The organism is Formosa sp. S-31, assembly GCF_051172795.1.
GTDB lineage: Bacteria > Bacteroidota > Bacteroidia > Flavobacteriales > Flavobacteriaceae > Formosa.
In genome coordinates, this window is the sequence record NZ_JAENDK010000002.1 from 957,906 (window position 1) to 979,775 (window position 21,870).

Genomic DNA, 21,870 nt, shown 5'->3' on the forward strand with positions numbered 1-21,870 from the left:
CTTTAATACTACACACTGAAAAAACATCTAAAAATCGGCTAATTTTAAAACAAAAAGCAACTATAATTGCATGTGCGACTTTAAATACAAAAAAGCCTCAGGAAGGTTTTTAGACAACTTATCGATAACCTGAGTCATCAATAGTTTCTGGTTATCGGTAGCTTCAATGCCCTGAACCGGAATCTTAATCTCTTCCAGAAGTTTATTGGAATTGATTTCTCCTTCCATATATCTGGACAAAGAAATACTCCAGGAAATATTAGGTACATAATTGCTTTTTCGCTTCCGCTCCAGTTCCCTTTCCTTTAAATTGAATTTTCGGGTTAATTTTAAAACTTCAGCATATTTTTCCTGAATAATCAATACATTGATATACGAAGTGAAGAAATGATGCCATCTGTGATTAAACACCTCAGTTTTATTGTGTTTTAAAAAAAGACGCGCTAAAGTTTCAGCCTCGTCGTATTTTTGCAAATCAGTCAGCACTCTTACTTTATACGACACATAACTGTTTTTTTGATGGTTATTATGCGTTGCATCAAACAAGGGCTTATACTCTTCCAACAACGAAAAGGCAAGTCGGCTTTTCTTACTTCTTAACGTAATTGCCACCAGATTATTGAGATACATAAGGGTGTCATCATTATTCTGCCGAATAGACAAAAACCCATAATACTCCGCTTTTTGAAGTTCATTTTCTTTAGAATGCATCAGCACTCTATTGGCGTAATAATTAGAAAGCAAACGCCGGGAATACATTTCACCCTGACTAAAAAACACATCTATTTCGTCGAACAGGGACCGTAATTTTAATTTCTCATTGTAATTGGTATACATAAAGGTTAGTAAGACAAAGGCCTGATACCGGTTTTTCCCATCTACAACATTAGACCTAAAAACCTCCAGTAACCAGTCTTCCCAATATTTAGTTTCCTTATTATTAAGTGTGTATTGGCTCGTAATCTCTTCAGTAGCACTATAAAGTTTTTCATGAATTTGGATGGCTTTGTCGTAATGTGATTGATAAACCCGTAAAAAATCGGCAACTACTTTATGGTCCCGATATCGCATCCTTATAAGGAGGTAGGACTGATACTCTTTAACCAATTCAAATAAATTCTGAAAATAATAATCGATGTGACTGTAATGCGACAAAAAATGCAGAAACTCCTTTTCATCTTCATAGCTAATCGCATCGGTTAAGATGGATTTACGTAAGCGCAATAACCATACAATGTTTTTATCGACATCTATAGCTTCCAGCTTTTTATCGACCCAGTTTTTTATGTAGGTATATTTTCGCTTATCGATGCTAACATCAAAAGGTACAAACCCCGATTCAAGCACAGCATTTTCTATAATTCCGGAAAGAATATTCTTTTTTTCATCATCCTGAATCTGGTGACTTAAAGACGCCAGATATTTGGCTTCGTTAGGCAGGATACTTTTACTAAACTCTGTAAACTTTTTAAGTTTAATTTTCATGTTCAGGGCGTCTCGACAAACTGTATCAGGCAGGCATTAACTTCTGCAGGCGTTTCAAACTGTACAAAATGCCCACTGTTATCAATCATTTTAAGCTCAGCATGTTTTATTTCCTCTTTAGCAACTTGCGCTACAGCTTGTGTGGTTAATTGAGGATGAAGATAACCATTTGGAATTAATTTATCATTATTACCAAAAACAACCAGTGTTGGCTGTTTAATTTGTTTTAAATCCTCAAATACAGGATCGTCCAACATACCCCAGACACTGCTCACTATAGCCTGACAATGCAAATCAAAATCTGCAGCCTCTGCAATACGTTTTCTATCTGCTATCATCTTATCGACCCCTTCCGGCTGTCCAAAAAAGTTAAGTGCATAATTTTTATAAATCTGAGCTTCTGTTGTTGCCTTTACACTTTCCGCTGTCATAGCGCCTTTAATGATGTTACTTTCCGCTTCGGTAAAACGTTCTATACCTGCAGGTGCCACCAGTACCAGTTTTGTAACATCTTCATCATGATTCAAGGCTAACTTTAAAACCGCCTGTCCTCCCATAGAATGTCCTAAAACAACTACATTTTTAAGCTTTAATTTTTGAATGAACTGATGTATTACTTCCGCAAAAAAAGTTGGAGTATAACTTGTGTTAATTTTTGATGATTTACCAAAACCAGGCAAGTCCATAGCAACACAAGTATACCTGTCTTTAAGCCCCTCAATGTTCTTAGACCAGGCATCGGCATTACTACTCAAACCATGCACAAATAAAAGCGTTGTCGCCTTATTCCCTTCTTTAATATATGCAATCTCTATACTATCCAGAGTAATATAACGCGTTTCAAATTTATAATCTGAAAATAAATCTTTCACACTATTCGCTTCATTCTGAGAATTTCCTACCATAGACAACAAACAAAAAACTGACAAAAAAACTAACAATCTCATCACTATAATTTTAATGTATTAAAATATTTATAAAGCTTTTTACGAGATACCTTACTTAAACTGGTAAGCGGAATTTCCTCCAGAATAAAAATATATTTAGGCTGTTTAAAATCCGCTATATTTTCTTTTAAATAATTCCGGAGTTCCTGAAGCGTCACATTTTTATCTCTGCTTTCCACAAAGGCCACGCCGCAGGCACCCCATTTTTCGTCTTCTACACTAAGTATTGCCGCTTTGGAAACGCCTTTAAAGTTCTCCAGTAACAGTTCTATTTCCTGCGGATAAATATTTTCGCCACCAGAAATATACATATCATCAATACGCCCCTTTAAATAGAGATACCCCTCTTTATCCTTTAGTGCCAGATCACCGGTATGTAACCATCCTTTTACAATCTTTCGTTTCGTAACCACGGAATTATTCCAGTATCCCGGTGTTACAATATCTCCTTTTATACAAAGCTCCCCTATGTCTCCAACACCTAGAGTTTCACCCTTCTGGTTTACAATTTTTAAATCCAGATAAAAGTTTGATTTCCCTATAGAATTAGGCTTCAATAACGCCATTTTATGATGAAGCGAGGTAATACTTGGTCCGGCTTCGGTTAAACCATAACCTGGTCGGATATAGATATGCTTTTCCTCTTTCCAGAACCTTACCAGTTCTGCATTCACTTTTTCTCCACCGGAAATAATATATCTGAGTTTCCTTAAATTTACATGTTTAAACACCTCGGTTTCCTGCATCATTAACAACATGGTTGGCAAAGCAAGAAACAAGGTTGTTTTTTCCAGTTCGAGCAGACATAAGGTTTTTTGAGCATCGAATTTTTCCATCATACCAATATGTCCGCCCTTATGCAGTATAGGTGTTACAAACACATTCCACCCTGAAGTATGATATGGCGGCAAAACATTTATGGTAGAATCCCTGAACGTAATGCCCAGCTGCATAGACGTATTAAGACTATTCCAGAACAGCATTTTATTGGTATAAATTACGCCTTTAGGTAATCCTGTGGTTCCTGAGGTATAAAAAATGAAAAGTGGATTCTCCTCTTTAATATCGTACTGACGGTCCTGAACTACACACGCTTTCTTATAAGTCTTTACCACCCGATCAACACTTATAGTTTCTACGCCTTCCAAGGTTAATTCCCGCAATTGCGAATATAATGTAGCGCTGAAAATTAAAATTCTTGGATTACAGTCTTTAATCAGTTTATCCAGTTCCTTAGGTGCCATTCTGTAATTTAGCGGTACAAGAATTAACCCCAAACGCTGACAGGCACAAAACAAAACAATATAAGCCAGATTATTCTCTGCAAACACAGCAATCCTGTCTCCTTCTCTGTATCCTGCCTTAATGAATGCTTCAATTAACCGATTTGCATAGACATGAATATCCCCATAGGTATATCTTTCATTTGTATCGTAAGCCGTTAAAGCCACCTTATCCGGTGTATAGTCTGCCCACTTCGCTATCCAGTCTAACACATTCATACTAATACAGGTTTTCTATTGAATTTATATAAAATATATCCCACAATTAAAGACACAACAATAGCAATGGCTGCAGAAACACCCGGATTATTTACAGGCTCTTGCATATAAGGTGTTAATCGTCCGTAATAGATACCAAAATGCACTAGTATTGCTGTAATACTGGCTGTAAACACGGCTTTCAGAGGCACTTCTTTTAGAAAAATTCCAAATAGGACAGGCACAAAAGCTGCTGCAAAATATGCATACACACCATTTTGTGCGAAAATAGCAACGCTAACATCCGGCGCTTTTATCTGCTGCCAGCTCAACACAAAACTTACTCCGGCCAATACCAGTATTACAATTTTATTAACGAAAAATGAGTTATTAGACACCTTGTCTTTAAAAATAGGCTCCAGTATATCTGAGGTTACAGTTATGGACAAGGACTGAATTAAACTTTCCAGGGTAGACAACCCGGCCGAAATTAATCCTACCACAATGATCATCCCGACTCCCACAGAAAATTTAGTCACCACATACGTAGGAATAATTTCATCCATTTTAAGGGTTTTCCCCATTACTGTCAATTCAGGAAAAGTTAAGCGCGCATACAAGCCAACTACAACCACCATAAAAAACACGAGCATGACCGCTATAGCACTAAACAAATAGGAATTAACTTTCGTCTGATCTTTTAAAAGCAGAGATTTCGTGATAATATGCGGCTGACACACTATGGCAATTCCTATCACAATCTGAACTACAACGATTTCGAAAAAATCGCGAAATAAAAAACTTGTTCTGTTTGTAGGCTTAGATAAATTAGGATCTATACTGGAAAGTTCATTTAGTATACCACTAAGTCCGCCTTCAAAATATTCTCTGCCGGAACTAATTAATATAATGGCAACAAAAAACATAATTACGGCCTGAATGGTATTTGTATACACCATGGAATTCGCTCCTCCAAACATCATATATCCAAACACAAACACTGTAATACCCAGGAGCACATAAAAGGGTTCCACATTCAAAGATTTTGAAATAACCTGCGTAACCCCGACATTTATAAGTACAATAAATGTAATGAGTAACATGGCCCCAAGCGCAAAAAAGAACGCATAGTTTTTACTCTCGTATCGCCGCCCTATCCATTGCGCCATGGTTGTAGCCTTAACCACATTACCTTGTTTTACAAAGCCTTTTGTAAACATAATCAGAGACCCGAAAATAGCCACAGGCATGACTATTGCAAAGGAAATCACCCCGGAAACACCGTACAAGGCAATAAATCCCGGATTGATAATAAAGGTAGCTGCACTGGTCATGGACGCTGCTAATGACAAGCCCACTACCCAGGGTGAGAATCCTATACTGCCAACAGCATAGTCTGCTATACTTTTAGATTTTCGCGCTCCGCGAATTACAAAAAAGAGAATTACTACAGCATAACAGGCTAAAAGCACCCACATATATGTTACCCAGTCATCGGTTGCTACCATAAATTAGTTTTAAGTGTTTCACAAATAAAAAAAATAATCAACGAAGTGTCTAAAATAAATCAAAAGCATCAGCTGTGACTTTTAAATAAAAACACAAAAAATCACACAAAAACTCCTTATTTAAAATAAAATATCAACCTACGACTTTTAAATTACTAAACAATAAATTAATGTCAATTAAGATGAAAGTGATATATACCAGTTTAACAAGCAGCAAAAAACCAAGACAATCTTACAGTAAGTATATAAGGATAAAAAGCGGATGTATTTAAAATACAACACCGCTTTAAAAACTTAACATTGGAAAAACGCCAGAAATCACAAACCAAATTACGACACTACAACACTCAACACCAAACACTTAAACCCAACCTGTTTCCTTTTATTTAAGGACAACCTTGTGTACTCCCATCGCACCTGAGTAAATTTAACATTGCCATCTTATTAAATCGACTTATTTTTGCGGCCTAAATTAAACTAAGCGTTATGAAATCTTTACAAACCGGCCTTTTGAATTACATTACTTCGAAAATCTGCAACTTCAAAAGTTTAGACACCATAACCTTTCTAGAAGACGAAAGTACGCCACAATACCAGTGTTATAAACTAAGTTATTACTCTGAACCTAGTGGATTTCATGTATGCCGATTGGAAGTAAACTTCGATAAAAACAAATTTTCCATAGGAAAAGAAGGCGATTCATTTTTCGGAACCTTCAAGTTTTCTCCTGCCGATTTTAATACAAAAACCGCAAAAACCTGTTGTGCCACGACCAATGAAGATTTTGGCTTATTCTGCTAAACCTTAAAGTCGTTTTTTAGTCATAATTAAAATCCCCCACATCTTGTCTTAAATTTTAAGCCTAAAAGCTTTAAGTTAAATACTATCTATCCCCACTACTCTGCTATAAGTTATTTTTCCTGCAAATCTATAAGGAAGGGAAAACAAAATGCGTTCATCAAATTCCTCAAAATAATTATTAGCTTAGCTTGCAAATAAAACTAACTGCCAGCCTAATTTTTACAAATAACATGGACATAGTAAAACATAACAGCTCTGCGTGGGACGGATACGTTGACAAGAAAAACCGCTGGACCATTCCCGTTTCTAAACAGGATCTGGAACAAGCAAAAAAAGGCAACTGGAACATCGTTTTAACACCAAAAAAGCCTGTACCTCATCATTGGTTTCCAAAACTGAAAGGTTTAAAAATTTTAGGTCTGGCTTCGGGTGGCGGACAGCAATGTCCCGTTTTGGCAACTTTAGGAGCTCATGTCACCGTTTTTGATAATTCCGAGAAACAACTACTGCAGGATAAAACCCTTAGCGACCAGTTTAACCTGAACATAAAAACAGTTCAGGGCGACATGAAAGATCTCTCCGTTTTTGAGAACCAAACCTTCGACCTGATTTTTAATCCCTGCTCTGTACTTTTTGTCGACAATGTACTACCAGTCTGGAAAGAGTGTTTTCGTGTTTTGAAACCCAATGGCATTTTAATGACGGGCTTAATCAACCCGTTATCTTTTCAGCTCGATGAAGAACGTATGTCGCTTATTTACAAACAACCGTTTTCTGATCTCCATTCTCTGCCACCTGATAAACTTGAGGCATTAAAAAACAATAATGAGGCTCTGGTATTCGGTCATAGTTTAAGCGACCAGATTAGCGGCCAACTGGAAGCGGGCTTTAATCTTACCCATATGTACGAAGACGACTGGGGTGGCGAACAAAAACTGGATGCCTATTTTCCTGCGTTTATAGCAACCCGGGCCGTAAAACCACAGTTATAAATACCCCATATTATGTTTTTAAAGTCATTTAAATTAAAAGTCTTCGCAGGCTAAAGTACTCTCAATTTTATTTTCCCTGATAAATTGCTTTTCAGGCAGACAAAATTTATTTGCTTTAATTATCTTTAATGCAAGCATCACAAAATACTGATACATAAACCATTAAAACACTAAACATCTTCAAAACATTTGAGGTTTCATACAATGGAATCTGAACTGAAAACCTGAGTTGTAAGCCTATGACACCAAGAAGCACTTCAATACTTGCCGGAATAAGTTATCTGATTATTTTCTTTACAGCCATATTTGCTAATTTTTTAGTGCTTGAAACCCTCCACAAAAACCCACTCGATACTGTACAAAATCACCAAATACTTATAGGGTTCGGAATATGTGCTTTTCTCGCCACTGTAGTTTTCGATGTTATAATTGCCTGGGCCTTATTCATTTTATATAAATCCCATCTGTTATCCGGCTTAAGTACCCTGTTCAGAATGATGCATGCCGCCATCATGGCTACAGGACTGTTTGCTCTGGTCCGTATCCTGGATTGCACCACGGAAACGGACATCCTAAATCAGCTTAACATTTTTAATACCATCTGGCTTATTGGCTTATTCTTTTTTGGTATTCACCTTATTTTACTGGCCTATATTTTAAAACGCCCTAAGATTATCGCTGTATTTCTCTTCTTGGCCGGCCTAATGTATGTGACTGATACCGTAGCCCATTTTATGCTACCGGATTATAAAACTTACAGCGATTTATTTTTAGCCTTAGTAGCCATACCCAGTATTATAGGAGAATTGTCTTTTACCATATGGCTACTAATTAAAGGCGGTAAACAATTACAGAAAATGTCAGGCTCATGATTACATTCTTTAAGACTTTAAGACGCAGGCTTATTTCCCGAAACGACACAGCGAAATATTTAAAATACGCCCTAGGTGAAATAATTCTCGTGGTTATAGGCATTCTTATTGCCATGCAGATTAACAACTGGAATCAAAACCGATTAAATCGCAAAACTGAAATCATCTATTTAGAAGGCTTAAAGGAAGAGTTTGAAATCAGTAAATTAAAACTGGAAGCCTTAATTACTGTAAACCAAAAAAATTACAGTGCCTCTAAGCGGATTCTGGAATATATTAACTCAGAAACAAATCTCCCTAGTGAAGCGTCTTTTTCGGAATTATTATATACTAGTTTTTCTACAGATATAGCCTTTAACCCCAACAATTCACTCTTATTCGAAATGATAAATTCGGGTAATCTTAAAAACCTCTCCAATCCCCAATTACGGAAACAATTAACCAACTGGATTTCTACTTTAACCGATATTTCCAAACAGGAAGAAGAACTTGGTTTACAACGCATAGAAGTTATCGATATGTTCAGGACAGACGAAAACAGCCTGAAAACCATTTTTAAACAAGCCGGAGTCTATAACACCCTTGACTTACCTGAAGACTCCAAATCATTAAGTAATTTATCATTATTACAATCTACCGCTTTCGAAAACAATATACTTATGTTCATTCTGGCCAGTTATGCCACAGAGCAAGCCCATTATATTCCTTTAATGTCCGATTTAAATACTATTCTGGAATTAATAGATAAAGAATTAAAAACCTAACGACTTAAATTCGTGTATGACAATAAAAATACATTCTAATTACAATGATTCTTTTAAACTGGAATGTATCAGAAACAGTATCTCTATATCAATATTAAACCAGGAAAACCGTATATAATTTAGAACTATGAAAATATTCAGACAATTCAGAAATAAATTCATAATGGAGAATACGAAGAAATATATTTTATATGCTCTTGGAGAGATTTTTTTAATTGTACTTGGAATTCTCATTGCTCTTCAAATTGGCAAATGGAACGAAAATAAAATAAGAACCGCCAAAGAACACTCATATTTATCCGCGTTAAAAACAGACCTAAACACCCAAATAAAAGAGTTAGATATTCTGTATGACAATGACATTCTACAATGCCAGAATATTGAAACCGTTATGAAAAAATTCTCCGTTTTAGGAGAAGATCATCAACTGGATTCTATTTATCCTCTTATTAATGAATTAACAAACCGCTATACCTTTAAATCAGTCAATTCAACATTTACAGAACTTAATTCAACAGGAAATCTAGATTTGATTCACGACAGCAATTTAAGATCGGATATCCTTAAATATTACCAATACACTTCAAGAATTGAAAAAATCGTAAACAGTAATAACAGTAATTTTGTTGATGATATCTACAATAAGAATTTGCTTCCCATTACCCTTTATTCCCTCGATATGATGTCGTCCAATTTTCTGGACGTGGTTGGCATAACTAGTATACCTAATGCATTTCTGCCCGATGAGCCTTTAAAACAAACCTCCAGAACATTAATTTCGAAAGAAGAGAACAAACTACTCTTATTTAATTTAATAACGCGAAGGTATATGGTAGCTAAAATTCAAACCTTATTTTATGCTGAGTTAAAGACAAAAACCCACGATCTATTAGCTCAGGTAAATCAATATATACATTAGAAGTCTTACGATTAATTAACTACCAATAAACATATCTTAGTTAATTTCCTGTTACTTATATTACACAAGAATACATTCAAATTAATATTTTTGTGTTCTTGAAAGAAAAGTTACACATAAATAAAATCTACGGCTCTCTGTTTACATGCAGTCTGATTGTGCTGATTGTGCTGCTTTTACTTTCCCCTTGTAAAATCCGACATTTTATTCAGGAAGAACTAGGTCTTACTAAGACCGAAGTCTTAAACAAAAGCAAATCAACCTATAGTACCTCTAGCTGTCTGTCTTTTGAAAACACAAAAGCACTCCCTGTTCTGGATATACTAACGGGAGAGCCGGCACATTTCCCCGGCTCTCTTTACAATTATACCTCACAGGTTTTACTCTTGGTTGGAGCCCCTGAAATAACTCAACCTACACCTCAGAAAAAGAATGTACCAATACCACTATACATTCTGTATCTCAACCTTAAAATTTATTCGTAATTGATTTTCTGACAAAAAAATATCGCGGTTTACAACTGCTAATTATCAATTACAAATACTTAAAATGAATAAAATAAAACAAGATGCAGGGCTATTGGTCCTGGCATTACGACTGGTTGTGGGCTGGACTTATTTTTCAGCCTTTTGGAGAAGAACCATTTTAGTAGATAAACTGGATCCTGAGCTAACCGGTTATATCGGAGCCAAATTCAATCACTTTTTACCTCATGCTTTAGGCATAAAACCCATTATTCAATATTTAGTAGAACATCCGGATGCACTACAATTTAACATGATCCTATTTACTATGATTGAAGGCCTTGTTGGTCTTTTTATATTGCTGGGATTTTTTACCCGCATAATGAGTCTTGGCGTTCTAAGCTTAGCTCTGGGTATTTTACTGGGTTCCGGATGGATAGGAACGACCTGCTTAGACGAATGGCAAATAGGCGTTCTGGGCGTTGCTACTGGCTTTGTGTTATTCCTTACAGGAAGCGAGAAATACTCCGCCGATTATTACCTCATAAAATCTGGTTATGCAATTTCAAAAAAAAGCTGGTTTCCATGGCTAGGATCAGGCTCACTTCCTGTTAGAACACCTCTCCTTCATAAAATAGTTTTAACAGGTTCAATCTTAATTTTAGCCTTAACCTTAAGTACTAATCAGATATTTCACGGTGGTTTATGGGGACCGCTGCATAACAAATCTGTAAAACCAAAGCTTGAAATTTCAGAAGCAACTATTAAAAATGATACGTTATCTTTTGACATTTTCAGGACAGAAGGCGTAGATGTTTACGGTTCCTGGGTAATTGAAATCAGCTTGCTGGACCAGCAGAAAAATCCAATTCTGTTTTTACAGCAAAACGCTTTGACCACACTTGCTCCAGAACATATTTCCAACTATTATATTGCCAAAATCAGGCCCGGAAAACACAGTCTGGAAGTTCCGCTGGGAGCCAAAGCTAAAATTCACATCAGCAATACCCTGTTGTCAAATCTGAACACCGGTATCTACACGATAAAAATTACTGATATCAGTGGAGCTTTTTGGCAACACTCTTTTAAACACGAATAAAAAAGGTTAAGTATAAAAATCGGTTTTAGTAGTTACAAAACCGATTTTTACATTTTATTGGGTATCTTGTTTTCAAAAAACAGTATAAATTAATTTATTTATGAACTACTTCTGCCCTTTCGGATTTTTATAGCAGGTAAATTCAAGACTATAACATTAAAAGCAAAGTTTCTAAATAAACACCCTCAGACCAGCCAAAAACCACATGAAAACAGTATCTCACACATTAGTAGTAAGAATAGCAATTTTATTTTGTCTACTAACAGCCTGTCAACCTAAACTTAAAAACAAAGACGCTTTTAAAGCTAAAATCGAATCGCAAATCGATGCCGTTTCCGGAGATGTCGCCATCGCCTTTTTAAACCTGAAAGACACCACAGATTACCTTTACATTAAAGCCGATGAAACTTTCCATGCCGCCAGCACGATGAAAGTCCCTGTAATGATAGAACTATTTAAACAACAAAAGGCAGGAACTATCAATATTAAAGATTCCATACCGCTGGTAAACAGCTTTAAAAGTATCGTGGATGGAAGTACGTACAAAATGAATATAAAAGACGACAGTGATGATATTATTTACAGCCAAATAGGGCAAAAAGCTGCGATAAAAGATCTCTTGTACAGCATGATTACCGTGAGCAGTAACCTGGCGACCAATACCCTTATTGAACGCGTAGATGCTAAAAACGTTACCGCGACTATGAGAGCCCTTGGTGCAGAAAACATACAGGTGTTACGCGGTGTGGAAGACCAGAAAGCCTACGATCTCGGACTTAGCAACACGACTACAGCACGAGATTTATTAATTATTTTTAAAGCTATTGCTACAGAGCAAGCAGGAAGTGCTGCAGACTGCCAGAATATGATTTCCATTTTAAAAGGTCAGCAGTTTAACGACATCATTCCTTACGAATTGCCTGAAGATGTTGAAGTAGCCCATAAAACCGGTTCGATATCCGGAGTGCATCACGATGCTGGTATTGTGTATTTACCCAATGGACAATCGTATGTTTTGATCATACTCTCTAAAAATCTTGAAGATTTCGATAAGGGCACAGAGCAACTTGCCAGGATTTCTAAAACCGTGTATAAGCATGTCTCAGAATTCTAAGGTTATTATATCCAGATGTAAATAAAGAAAGCTGTGCTTTAAAATTTAAATTTTATTCTATTTGCACAACAAAAAATATTAAACCCAGCAAAGCCAAAAACACTGGTTTAAAGATTTCAACAAAACAATGAAGAAAGGAATTATAATTCTAGGAAGCTCCAACAGCTTTGGCAACACCCATAAAATTGTTTCTTATATCGCAGAAAAAACGAATTACCCTATAATTGATTTAAAAACAAAACATATAGCAGAATTCGATTATAATTTTAATAATAAAGACGACGATTTTCTTCCTATAATCCGTGATATTGCAGACAACTACAATCTGATAATTTTCGCAACTCCAGTATACTGGTATGCTATGAGCGGTATTTTAAAAACTTTCTTCGATAGAATATCTGATTGTTTAAAAATTGAAAAAGATACCGGACGCAAACTAAGAGGCAAAAATATGGCTGTAATTAGCTGCGGATCGGATGACATTCTAAAAGCAGGCTTTCATATGCCTTTTATCGAGTCGGCGAAATATCTTGGGATGACATACACATCAGATGTTCATAGCTGGATTGAAAATGAAAACATCCCTGAAACCGTTAAACAAAAATTAGACAATTTCGTAACAACAATTTTATAACCTATAAATCTATTTCTCTGTTTTTGAGAAAACAGAAGCTCAAGTTCCTGCAAATAGAAAATTCTTTAAAAATAAAGGTTTTAGTATCTTTAAACTTAAAATATTTTATCTACCTGCTTTTAGGGTTAAAAACAATGCCGTATGAGTTATTCCATTTTCCATAGTCTGCCGGTTAAAACAACTGCTAAAACACTTTACAATGCCATCACACAACCGGAGCACCTTGTTAACTGGTGGCCGTTAACATGTTCTGGTACACCCAGTCCGGAAGCTTCGTACAACTTTTATTTTTCTCCGGAATACAACTGGTACGCCCGTGTTATAACTGCAGAACCACAGCAGGCCTTTCACTTAAAAATGACAGATGCCGATGCCGACTGGACTCCAACGGCATTCGGATTTGACCTTGAACCTGTAAAAGAAGGTATTCAGTTAAATTTCTGGCATACGGGCTGGCCGGAATGTAATGCCCATTTTAAACGGTCTTCCTTTTGCTGGGCCATTCTGCTAAACAACCTGAAAATCTATGTGGAACAAGGAAGCGTTGTACCTTTTAAGGACCGGGCTTAAAATACACAAGCAATACTAACGTTTTAGAGAAAAATGCCCTTTATAACTTTTACCGTCCTGGCGTTTTAAAACAAACCAGTAATCATCCGTTGGCATCGGTTTGCCTTTACAGGTACCATCCCAACCCAGATCGTTCGATCCTATATCGCAAATTAATTTTCCAAACCGATCGAAAACCTGCAGCTGATTACCACTTTCCTTACTGGCATTCCCCAGTTGCCAGCTATCATTAACACCATCGCCATTAGGCGTAAAAAATTTAGGATAATACAACACATAAAAATCTCTCGACACCATACCACAACCATTTTTATCTCTGATATATACTCGGGTTAAACTGGGATCAATATTTTTGAATTCCGGTTCGCTTTGAAAATCAATACCATTTAAAGAATACTCATATTCACCTTCTCCTGTAGCTTCTATACGAACCAGATTATTATTTTCTCCCCAACCTTCAGCAATTACCTGTACCCTGGCGGGCTCGGAGCTTATCACTTCAAAATCCAGAATATCTGTGCAGCTTAAATTCCAATACAAATTTGTCACCGCGATAGTATAATATCCTGGCTCAGTTACTTCTATGGCTTGCGTATGTGCTCCTGTAGACCACAAATAACTATTATAACCGGAACCCGCATCCAGAACCACCGACGCACCCGCACATAATACAACAGCTGCATGTTGTGACCGCTTCTCTCCTGCCACACTAAGTTTAACATGTTTCCCTAATCCAAAACACGAATTGTTAGCCCTACTATCAACCCGCACCCAAAGCTCCTGTATATAGGCATTGGTATTGACATACAAAGTCTTATTTTCTATACTATTCCGTTCTTTAAAAGCATCCTCCTGACTGGTAAAATACCTTATTTTTAAATCCTGACTCTTTGGAAATAAGGCTAAAAATTCAGCATCTAAAGCATTAAGATCAAACTCACCAAAACCTTCACCTGTATCACAGCCATACAATACCACTTCGAAGTCTTCAGGAATGGTAGTTGTTGTTACCTGCAATTTAATTTCAGTTATCCGGAAACAGCCTCCGTCATTCTCCGAGCGTGCAAAAACAACTTCTTCTCCGGCAATTGCATTTTCATAGCTAGCTGTATTATCAATGGGATTACGTTTCGCTTCAGCATCAGACCTGTTATGGTAATACGAAATATTCAACTCCTGTTCGTCCAGACGGATATCCTGAGACAATATTTTCAAATTAAAAAAGGCATATCCGTCCTGATTGTCATCACACTGGGTATAGCTTATTTCAGTCCTCACATTCGGCGTGGCATGTACGACTGCTTTAGTATATTCTACCACCACCTCCCTGCCTATATGCATGGTTAAACTGACTTCATATTCTCCGGTCGCTTTATACTCATGCTCAGGATTTATTTTACCGGACGTGGTTCCATCTCCAAAATCCCATAACACTTTATCATAAACTGTGCTGATTTCCTGTGTAAAAGTAGTTGCAGCTCCCAGACAGACCTGAGAGGCCTGGATCGTTCCCGGATAAAAATAGCCTGGTACAAACTGGGGCAACCCCAGCTTAGAGACACCAGAAATCAGCTTTACAGCATCGGGTTTAAAATTACACCCCAGACCATAAACATTTGGATTATTAATAACCGAAAGCGCTTCTGAATTATATAAAGACACATATATTTTACCATCCAGCGCCAATTGCAATGCCCCCCAATAATGGCCTTCTTCCGGATCTTGATAAATCGGTATTCCCGAATTAAATATTTCTGTTTGATTTCCTGATGTCAGGTTGAACTGATATACGCCATCAGGAAAATTGCTAACATAAAGCAAACTGCTGTCTGGAGAAAATTCGACACCATAAACCTGATCTAAACTTATAAAACCTCCTACGAGCCCACCACTTATAATTTGCTGATTAGACACCTTTCCCCATTCGCTATCAAAGTCGAAAATATAAAAGCCATCAGGAGACGAATTAGCAGCAACCAGTTTTTCACCATTTGGGGAACTTTTAAGGTACCCCACCCCTGAACTGATTTTATTAACCCTTGACACAATCGGATTTTGCACACCGTCTTCAGTCAACAAATAGGTATAAAACTGATTTACACCTTTTAATGACGAACAGGTAACAACCCAGATATCCCTGTTATTTTTATGACGTACAGCTGTTATTTTTTCCTGACTTTCTTTTCTTAGAACTACATTTTTCTCATCAGATAATACAGCACCAAGCCCCTGATCTAAACGCATATCAACCACAGAATAGTGAAGGCCTTTTCCTCCACCGGTAATCCCATCTACTGTAAAAATATAATACCGGCTCGTTACCTCAACATCGGGAACTATAAAAGCCGACTGTGTACTGGATATATGACCAAATAGTCCATCGCCATTTAACATGGGCATATGGTTCCTGTTATATACCGTTACCCCATTGGTATAAAACAACAGATTTCCTTTCTTATCGCTAATAACAGAACACCCTTCTACCGCTAACATTTTTCCGTCAAGTAATTCTACCGGGCGTCCTGAATTAAAATCCAGTCCCACCCTGTCCCCAAAATACCAGATGGCTGTTTCTTTCTGACTTAAACAATGAAATGAATATAAAAAAAGAAGCATTACCAATCCTCCTCTTTTAATTACTTTACGTAATCCCGCCTTAATTAACACCTGTCCCATGGCCTGCCTAATTTTATTAAGTAATGGCTATGTTCGTAGCTTGAAACCTTTTTTATTGCTATTAACTAAAAGGCGGCAGAACCATTAAGAAGATATTGAAAACTAAAAAACCACTGTATTCCGGCGTTCAAAAAAAACAATCTTAAAACTCTAAAACACGGTGATTTAACACATGATTTTCAATACATTAATTTAGTTATTTATTTTGAATTTAAAACACAAAAAAATCACAAATTTGAATGTTTCAACTTCATACTTAAAACAAAATCTAAAGCACTGGTTTTACACCTGAATACTCTATCACAGAATAATTTTACCGTCCTCCATGGTAATAATTCTATTCGTGCGTTTAGCAAAATCCTCATCGTGAGTTACAATGAGCAGTGAAAGCCCCTGATCTTCGCACAGGGTTTTAAAAATGTCGAATACATTTTCTGAATTATGGCTATCTAAATTTCCTGTAGGCTCATCGCCCATTACCAGTAACGGATTATTAATAAGCGCCCGTGCAATAGCGACTCTTTGCTTTTCTCCTCCTGAAATTTGAGACGCCCGCTTTTTTGCCAGATGATCGATGCGTAACATTTTAAGTTTCGCATAGGCATCGTGCTCAATTTCAGGCAGCGATTTTTCTGCCAGCTTTTTTGCAGGCAACATCACGTTTTCCAAAACCGAAAACTCCGGAAGCAAATAATGAAACTGAAAAACAAAACCAATATGTTTATTTCGTACGTATGAAAGCTGATCTTTACTTTTTCCGGTTAAAAGTTCATTATTTAAAAACAAATTGCCCTCATAATCGGTATCCATCGTAGAAAGAATATACAGCAGCGTCGATTTACCACAGCCCGATTTCCCCATGATAGATACAAACTCACCTTTCGTTATCTGAAAGCTAATGTCCTTTAAAACCTGAAACAAAACAGGCTTTCTAAAATATTTATCGATATGTCTGGCTTCCAGAACGACACTCATATTACTGACCTCTTATAATTTTTATCGGATCTATTTTCTTTGCTTTTTGAGACGGTAAATACCCCGCCATAAACGTAGACACCAAAGCAAATGTAATTCCTATAACATAGAACCAGTAATTAAAGTTAATAGGATAGGTTTTTACCGTTGGTAAGGCTTCGGTATTAAACGGTATCTGGTTAATAATATTTGTTAAGATATAGCCTATAAGCAAGCCCAAAACGCCTCCTACAATCCCAATAATCATAGCCTGGCACATAAAAATAAGCTGCACATCACTACCCGAAAATCCGGTGGCTTTTAAAATAGCGATATCATTCATTTTTTCATAAATAAACATGTTTAAAATATTATATATGCCAAAGCCGGCAACAATTAACAACGTGATTGAAACCGCATAGGTTATTAAATTTCGTATCGTTGTACCTGTTTCAAACTGCGCATTGGCCGTATTTAAATCGACAGCAGTAAGATTAAACTGTTTCTCGATGGTTTTCGACATTGGAAGCGCCTGATCAATATCCCGCAGTTTCACTTTAATATCCGTAACATAATTCTGTGTTTCTCCCAGAATACGCTGTACCGTTTTTAAATTTGCATAACTCTGAATATTATCGATATCGGCAACACCACTTTGATAAATACCTACAATTTTTAAAGAGAACACATCGCCGTGTATCGTACTTACTTGCAGCCTGTCACCTAAATCCAAAGACATTTTATCGGCCAGACCAACCCCTAACAGAATACCATTATCTGTTGTATTAAGTGCCTGAGCACTGCCTTTAATTACATAATCGTTAAAATGAAAGAACTTAACCTCATCCAGAGGATTGATGCCCGATAAATTTCCGCCCAACTCTATAGAACCTGCCATATAAAATATCTGAGCATTCACCTGAGGCAAAGCGCCCAGCACATTAGAATCTCGTTTTAAATAATCGATAACAGGAAAAGCGTTATGTATTTTCTTCTGACTCAATTTAGGCTTTATCGAATGTATCACATTAAAATTGTTTTTATACAAATCAAAACGCTCTACAGGCTGAGTTTTCGAGGGTTCTATTTCGTTATAAATATGAATATGCGGCGTCTGATTTAAGATTAAATCGTCCAGCATATTATTTAAGCCCGTCATAAAACTTACCAGAGTGATATAAGACGCGATACCAAAAGTAACCCCTAAAGCAGCAATAAAAGTCTGCTTTAGTTTAGACAGCAGATGTGTTTTTGCAATGGGCAGTATTAGGTTTAAAGCAGACATTTACTCTGGTTTATAAATATATGTGTCTTTAGAAAGCCCAGACAGCACTTCTACAAATTCCATACTTTGAAGCCCAGCTTGTATGGTTATTATCCCGTTATCTGTTTTTACCTGGTTGGTCTGTATCAAATAACTTTTAGGAATGGTTAAAGCGTTTTCTTTTTCCGCAATTATAATATTGGCCTCTCCTGAAAGTCCGGGATATAATGTAGCCGGTGCGGTATCAAACACCGCTTCGACCACAAAGGTCTGGTTACGCTCATCCTTTTTAGGGTAAATCTTAGACACTTTGGCCGTAAACACGTCTTCTTTATAAGCGTCCAGACTCACCACTACCGATTGATTTAAAGACACTTTAACAATATCAACCTCATCTACCAGCATGTTTATTAAAAACACTTCGGCACTTCCTATACTTGCCAAAGGCTCCATCGTTGTTACAATCTCACCGGGATTTTTATTCAAAGCATAGACTTTACCCTGTATGGCACTTTTAACGGTAAAATCTTTAGTGTTTATTAACGCCATCTGATAATTATTCTCTGCCTGTTTTAAAACCGTCTGCAGCTCGTTCTTTGTTCGGTTATAATTATCCTGAAGCGTTCTTAAATTATTTAAAGACAGCTCGTAATTCAGTTTCTTGGTATCGTAAGCCGACTGAGATCCGATCTGTTGTTCCCACAAGCGTTTTTGTCTGAAAAAATTAATGGAATCGTTCCGATACTTAAGTTGGGCTGCTCCAATCTGATCCTGAATGGCGCTAAGCGCCGTGGCATCTCCGAAATAATTGTCTTTAGCCTGTTCCAGAGCCAGTTTAGCATTGCGGGTATTGAGTTCGGGCGTGTTATTTATAATCTGAATCAGGTCTTCATTTTTAGACACCAACTGCCCCTCTTCCACCAGATTTTTATCTAAAATTCCGGAAACCATCGCATAAACCTGATACAGGCTATCCGGCTGAATGGTAACAGATGCGTATACAGATTCTGTTAACATCCTGGTCTGTGGCAATATCTTATCCTCGCTTTTTGTGCAGGAAATAATTACAAGTAATAGACTTAATACTTTAATTTTACTCATATATGGTTAGATTTTCAGAGACTTTTCCAGATTAAAAGTCGTAATACTGCTCACTTACATCTTTACTAAGTTATTTATTTTTTAACGCCTTTTCAAGTTTAGCAAGCATAATCAGTTCCGATTTATTTAAACCTGAGAAAGCCGATGCTATAGCACGTGCTGTTTTTAATATCAGTTGCGTGATGTCTTCTGTAAATAAATGCGCTTGTTCCTTTCTATAATCCATAAAAGCGGTATAACAGAGCTCAGAATCTAAAGGCGCTTCAGTATTTAAATAATCGAAAACAATTTCTATCTGATAAGCGGCATCGGTGTGAAATTCATCTTCAAGGGCATCAACTTCCAGCCATTCGGTTTTCACGATATCTCTTAATTTGTTAATTTCTGCCGGTTTAACGGCTTTATCTGCAGCAGCTACCGCATAAAACAACTTACCCAGATTCTGGTAAAACCTATTCGTCATTGTCTTTTCAGTTTTCATTGTCTCATTAGCTTTAATTGCTATTAAAGTTAAGATTTACACATCACTTTATTACTGATATAAATCAACTTATACATTTCACTACCGTTTTTTTCCTAGGTAGTTCCGCTATTTCAGAAAACCACAGGTAACTGTAAAACATTTCAAAGCATACCCGGCACTATTGTGCACCTTAAAACTCAGGTTGCACATTTCATAAAATCCACTAAGGATTTAATTCAATTTTACAGTTTAAACCCCGTTATTTTTACAAACAAATAATTCAGTTTCAGAAAAATAATATTTCTTTTTCATCTTGCATTTTATACGTATTTTCCAGTCTAAAACTTAACTTTATGAGAAAAACTCTGCTTACCATCCCCATGCTCAGCTTACTTCTTATTGCCTGTAAGGAGGAGCCCAAAAAAGAATTATCTTTATTAGACAAAGCAAAAGGCATTCACGAACGTGTGATTACGCTGGACACCCATTGCGATATCAACGTTAGTAATTTCACCGATTCTTTAAACTACACTCAGGATTTGAACACCCAGATTACACTGCCTAAAATGAAGGAAGGCGGTTTGGATGTCGCCTGGTTTATTGTATATACCGGACAGGGAGAACTGGACGACGACGGTTATAAAAAGGCCTATGAGAATGCGATAAGTAAATTTGAAGCCATCCATAAACTTACTGAAGATATTGCTCCTGACGAGATTGAACTGGCGCTGACTTCGGACGATGTAAAACGCATCCAGAAATCCGGTAAAAAAGTAGCCATGATAGGTATTGAAAACGGCTATCCTATTGGTACAGATATTTCCAATGTGAAAAAATTCTACGATTTAGGCGGACGCTATATGTCTCTAGCCCATCAGGGACACAGTCAGCTGGCAGATTCCAATACCGGTGAAGCAGAAGGCGAATGGCTGCATGGTGGCTTAAGCGACCTGGGAAAAGCTGTAATTGCGGAAATGAACCGTTACGGCATGATGATCGATGTGTCTCACCCCTCTAAAGAAAGCATGAAACAGATTATCGAACTGTCTAAAGCGCCAATAATTGCATCTCACTCTTCGGCACGTGGCTTATGCGATCACAGCAGAAATCTGGACGACGAGCAGCTGGAATGGATGAAAGCCAACGGCGGCGTGGTACAGACTGTGGCCTTCAGTTCTTATGTGAACACGAAAAAACACGAAGCCTTTCAGGAGATTGCCAAATCGGTTTACGAGAAAAAAGCCAAGGAAATCGGGTTTACTATGATTCCTAGAGATAGTGTAAGAACTCTGCCGGATTCTCTTAAAACCGCATACTACCAGAAATACATGAGTATCCGAGATATGGCTGCTACAGAAATTGACTCGCTAAAAGCAATTTCAGATCCTGTATCGGTAGTAGACTTTGTAGATCACATCGATTATCTGGTTGAAAAAATAGGCATAGACCATGTGGGCATCAGTTCCGATTTTGACGGCGGTGGCGGTATTTACCTTTGGAATGACGCTTCCGAAACCTTTAATGTAACTATGGAGCTTGTAAAACGTGGCTATACCGAAGAACAAATCTCTAAGCTATGGAGCGAAAACTTACTTCGCGTTTTAGACGAAGTTCAGGACGTTGCGAAAGAGATTCAGGCTAAAGAACCGGTAGAAGTTGCCAAGGCTTCTTAATGATATAAATAGTATATGTAAAACCTTTGAAAAGCTGCCTTTGGCAGCTTTTCTTGTATTGGATGGCGTTACATTATCAAAAGACAGCT

At 37.0% G+C, this 21,870-nt stretch carries 20 protein-coding genes; 11 read left to right on the forward strand and 9 right to left on the reverse strand.

Features of this window, described 5'->3' with window-relative positions:
* Window positions 1–60: 60 nt before the first annotated feature.
* From I3217_RS04350 to I3217_RS04365, 4 genes are read right to left on the reverse strand one after another with little or no spacing between them, the layout of a single operon-like run.
* Window positions 61–1,485 (reverse strand): hypothetical protein, encoded by a 1,425-nt coding sequence (locus I3217_RS04350; protein WP_435048509.1) that lies wholly within the window; start codon window positions 1,483–1,485, stop codon window positions 61–63.
* Window positions 1,486–1,487: 2 nt separating this feature from the next.
* Entirely contained in the window at window positions 1,488–2,432 is a 945-nt protein-coding gene (locus I3217_RS04355) for an alpha/beta fold hydrolase (RefSeq protein WP_435048510.1), read from the reverse strand.
* A gap of 2 nt (window positions 2,433–2,434) precedes the next feature.
* A complete protein-coding gene (locus I3217_RS04360) occupies window positions 2,435–3,934 on the reverse strand; it encodes a class I adenylate-forming enzyme family protein (RefSeq protein WP_435048511.1) in 1,500 nt (499 codons plus the stop codon).
* Window positions 3,931–5,421: a sodium:solute symporter family transporter gene (locus I3217_RS04365; RefSeq protein ID WP_435048512.1), complete on the reverse strand. Its 1,491-nt coding sequence runs from the start codon at window positions 5,419–5,421 to the stop codon at window positions 3,931–3,933. The genes I3217_RS04360 and I3217_RS04365 overlap by 4 nt, the downstream gene beginning before the upstream one ends.
* 486 nt (window positions 5,422–5,907) lie before the next feature.
* Here I3217_RS04365 and I3217_RS04370 point away from each other — a divergent pair, with 486 nt between their 5' ends.
* The 10 genes from I3217_RS04370 (at window position 5,908) to I3217_RS04415 (ending at window position 13,650) form a co-directional block, all read left to right on the forward strand.
* A complete protein-coding gene (locus I3217_RS04370) occupies window positions 5,908–6,222 on the forward strand; it encodes a hypothetical protein (protein WP_435048513.1) in 315 nt (104 codons plus the stop codon).
* A gap of 230 nt (window positions 6,223–6,452) precedes the next feature.
* Complete coding sequence (locus I3217_RS04375) at window positions 6,453–7,214, forward strand: class I SAM-dependent methyltransferase (RefSeq protein WP_435048514.1); 762 nt, start codon at window positions 6,453–6,455, stop codon at window positions 7,212–7,214.
* A gap of 239 nt (window positions 7,215–7,453) precedes the next feature.
* Complete coding sequence (locus I3217_RS04380) at window positions 7,454–8,086, forward strand: DUF4386 domain-containing protein (RefSeq protein ID WP_435048515.1); 633 nt, start codon at window positions 7,454–7,456, stop codon at window positions 8,084–8,086.
* Entirely contained in the window at window positions 8,083–8,850 is a 768-nt protein-coding gene (locus tag I3217_RS04385) for a DUF6090 family protein (protein ID WP_435048516.1), read from the forward strand. Before I3217_RS04380 ends, I3217_RS04385 begins: the two co-directional genes overlap by 4 nt.
* A 127-nt stretch (window positions 8,851–8,977) precedes the next feature.
* Window positions 8,978–9,769 (forward strand): DUF6090 family protein, encoded by a 792-nt coding sequence (locus I3217_RS04390; protein ID WP_435048517.1) that lies wholly within the window; start codon window positions 8,978–8,980, stop codon window positions 9,767–9,769.
* Between the two features lie 98 nt (window positions 9,770–9,867).
* Window positions 9,868–10,254 (forward strand): hypothetical protein, encoded by a 387-nt coding sequence (locus I3217_RS04395; protein WP_435048518.1) that lies wholly within the window; start codon window positions 9,868–9,870, stop codon window positions 10,252–10,254.
* Between the two features lie 64 nt (window positions 10,255–10,318).
* Entirely contained in the window at window positions 10,319–11,332 is a 1,014-nt protein-coding gene (locus I3217_RS04400) for a TQO small subunit DoxD (RefSeq protein ID WP_435048519.1), read from the forward strand.
* Between the two features lie 205 nt (window positions 11,333–11,537).
* Entirely contained in the window at window positions 11,538–12,446 is a 909-nt protein-coding gene (locus I3217_RS04405; protein WP_435048520.1) for a serine hydrolase, read from the forward strand.
* A 127-nt stretch (window positions 12,447–12,573) separates the two neighbouring features.
* Window positions 12,574–13,080: a flavodoxin family protein gene (locus tag I3217_RS04410; RefSeq protein WP_435048521.1), complete on the forward strand. Its 507-nt coding sequence runs from the start codon at window positions 12,574–12,576 to the stop codon at window positions 13,078–13,080.
* Window positions 13,081–13,221: 141 nt separating this feature from the next.
* Window positions 13,222–13,650: an SRPBCC family protein gene (locus I3217_RS04415; RefSeq protein WP_435048522.1), complete on the forward strand. Its 429-nt coding sequence runs from the start codon at window positions 13,222–13,224 to the stop codon at window positions 13,648–13,650.
* A gap of 15 nt (window positions 13,651–13,665) precedes the next feature.
* On the opposite strand, the gene I3217_RS04420 is transcribed toward I3217_RS04415, so the two are convergent.
* The 5 genes from I3217_RS04420 to I3217_RS04440 form a co-directional block, all read right to left on the reverse strand.
* Window positions 13,666–16,326 carry a T9SS type B sorting domain-containing protein gene (locus I3217_RS04420; RefSeq protein ID WP_435048523.1) on the reverse strand — a complete coding sequence of 887 codons (2,661 nt, stop codon included), beginning with the start codon at window positions 16,324–16,326 and terminating at the stop codon, window positions 13,666–13,668.
* Window positions 16,327–16,626: 300 nt separating this feature from the next.
* A complete protein-coding gene (locus tag I3217_RS04425) occupies window positions 16,627–17,301 on the reverse strand; it encodes an ABC transporter ATP-binding protein (RefSeq protein WP_435048524.1) in 675 nt (224 codons plus the stop codon).
* A 1-nt stretch (window position 17,302) separates the two neighbouring features.
* Window positions 17,303–18,565, reverse strand: coding sequence for an ABC transporter permease (locus I3217_RS04430; protein WP_435048525.1), 1,263 nt, complete (start codon window positions 18,563–18,565; stop codon window positions 17,303–17,305).
* A complete protein-coding gene (locus tag I3217_RS04435; protein WP_435048526.1) occupies window positions 18,566–19,645 on the reverse strand; it encodes an efflux RND transporter periplasmic adaptor subunit in 1,080 nt (359 codons plus the stop codon). It lies immediately after the preceding gene.
* Between the two features lie 70 nt (window positions 19,646–19,715).
* Window positions 19,716–20,126, reverse strand: a complete 411-nt coding sequence (locus tag I3217_RS04440) for a hypothetical protein (RefSeq protein ID WP_435048527.1) — start codon at window positions 20,124–20,126, stop codon at window positions 19,716–19,718.
* A 335-nt stretch (window positions 20,127–20,461) separates the two neighbouring features.
* On the opposite strand from I3217_RS04440, the gene I3217_RS04445 reads away from it, so the two are divergent.
* The gene (locus I3217_RS04445; protein WP_435048528.1) at window positions 20,462–21,781 is read left to right on the forward strand and encodes a dipeptidase; all 1,320 of its coding nucleotides are present in this window, start codon (window positions 20,462–20,464) and stop codon (window positions 21,779–21,781) included.
* Window positions 21,782–21,870 lie beyond the last annotated feature (89 nt).

What these genes read in the sequence shown, in the direction of transcription:
- I3217_RS04445 (WP_435048528.1), top strand. Translation starts at nt 20,462, where the DNA reads ATGAGAAAAACTCTGCTTACCATCCCCATGCTCAGCTTACTTCTTATT.
- I3217_RS04405 (WP_435048520.1), top strand. Translation starts at nt 11,538, where the DNA reads ATGAAAACAGTATCTCACACATTAGTAGTAAGAATAGCAATTTTATTT.
- I3217_RS04375 (WP_435048514.1), top strand. Translation starts at nt 6,453, where the DNA reads ATGGACATAGTAAAACATAACAGCTCTGCGTGGGACGGATACGTTGAC.
- I3217_RS04440 (WP_435048527.1), bottom strand. Translation starts at nt 20,126, where the DNA reads ATGAAAACTGAAAAGACAATGACGAATAGGTTTTACCAGAATCTGGGT.
- I3217_RS04355 (WP_435048510.1), bottom strand. Translation starts at nt 2,432, where the DNA reads ATGAGATTGTTAGTTTTTTTGTCAGTTTTTTGTTTGTTGTCTATGGTA.
- I3217_RS04365 (WP_435048512.1), bottom strand. Translation starts at nt 5,421, where the DNA reads ATGGTAGCAACCGATGACTGGGTAACATATATGTGGGTGCTTTTAGCC.
- I3217_RS04360 (WP_435048511.1), bottom strand. Translation starts at nt 3,934, where the DNA reads ATGAATGTGTTAGACTGGATAGCGAAGTGGGCAGACTATACACCGGAT.
- I3217_RS04390 (WP_435048517.1), top strand. Translation starts at nt 8,978, where the DNA reads ATGAAAATATTCAGACAATTCAGAAATAAATTCATAATGGAGAATACG.
- I3217_RS04400 (WP_435048519.1), top strand. Translation starts at nt 10,319, where the DNA reads ATGAATAAAATAAAACAAGATGCAGGGCTATTGGTCCTGGCATTACGA.
- I3217_RS04350 (WP_435048509.1), bottom strand. Translation starts at nt 1,485, where the DNA reads ATGAAAATTAAACTTAAAAAGTTTACAGAGTTTAGTAAAAGTATCCTG.
- I3217_RS04410 (WP_435048521.1), top strand. Translation starts at nt 12,574, where the DNA reads ATGAAGAAAGGAATTATAATTCTAGGAAGCTCCAACAGCTTTGGCAAC.
- I3217_RS04370 (WP_435048513.1), top strand. Translation starts at nt 5,908, where the DNA reads ATGAAATCTTTACAAACCGGCCTTTTGAATTACATTACTTCGAAAATC.
- I3217_RS04415 (WP_435048522.1), top strand. Translation starts at nt 13,222, where the DNA reads ATGAGTTATTCCATTTTCCATAGTCTGCCGGTTAAAACAACTGCTAAA.
- I3217_RS04385 (WP_435048516.1), top strand. Translation starts at nt 8,083, where the DNA reads ATGATTACATTCTTTAAGACTTTAAGACGCAGGCTTATTTCCCGAAAC.
- I3217_RS04380 (WP_435048515.1), top strand. Translation starts at nt 7,454, where the DNA reads ATGACACCAAGAAGCACTTCAATACTTGCCGGAATAAGTTATCTGATT.
- I3217_RS04425 (WP_435048524.1), bottom strand. Translation starts at nt 17,301, where the DNA reads ATGAGTGTCGTTCTGGAAGCCAGACATATCGATAAATATTTTAGAAAG.
- I3217_RS04420 (WP_435048523.1), bottom strand. Translation starts at nt 16,326, where the DNA reads ATGGGACAGGTGTTAATTAAGGCGGGATTACGTAAAGTAATTAAAAGA.
- I3217_RS04435 (WP_435048526.1), bottom strand. Translation starts at nt 19,645, where the DNA reads ATGAGTAAAATTAAAGTATTAAGTCTATTACTTGTAATTATTTCCTGC.
- I3217_RS04430 (WP_435048525.1), bottom strand. Translation starts at nt 18,565, where the DNA reads ATGTCTGCTTTAAACCTAATACTGCCCATTGCAAAAACACATCTGCTG.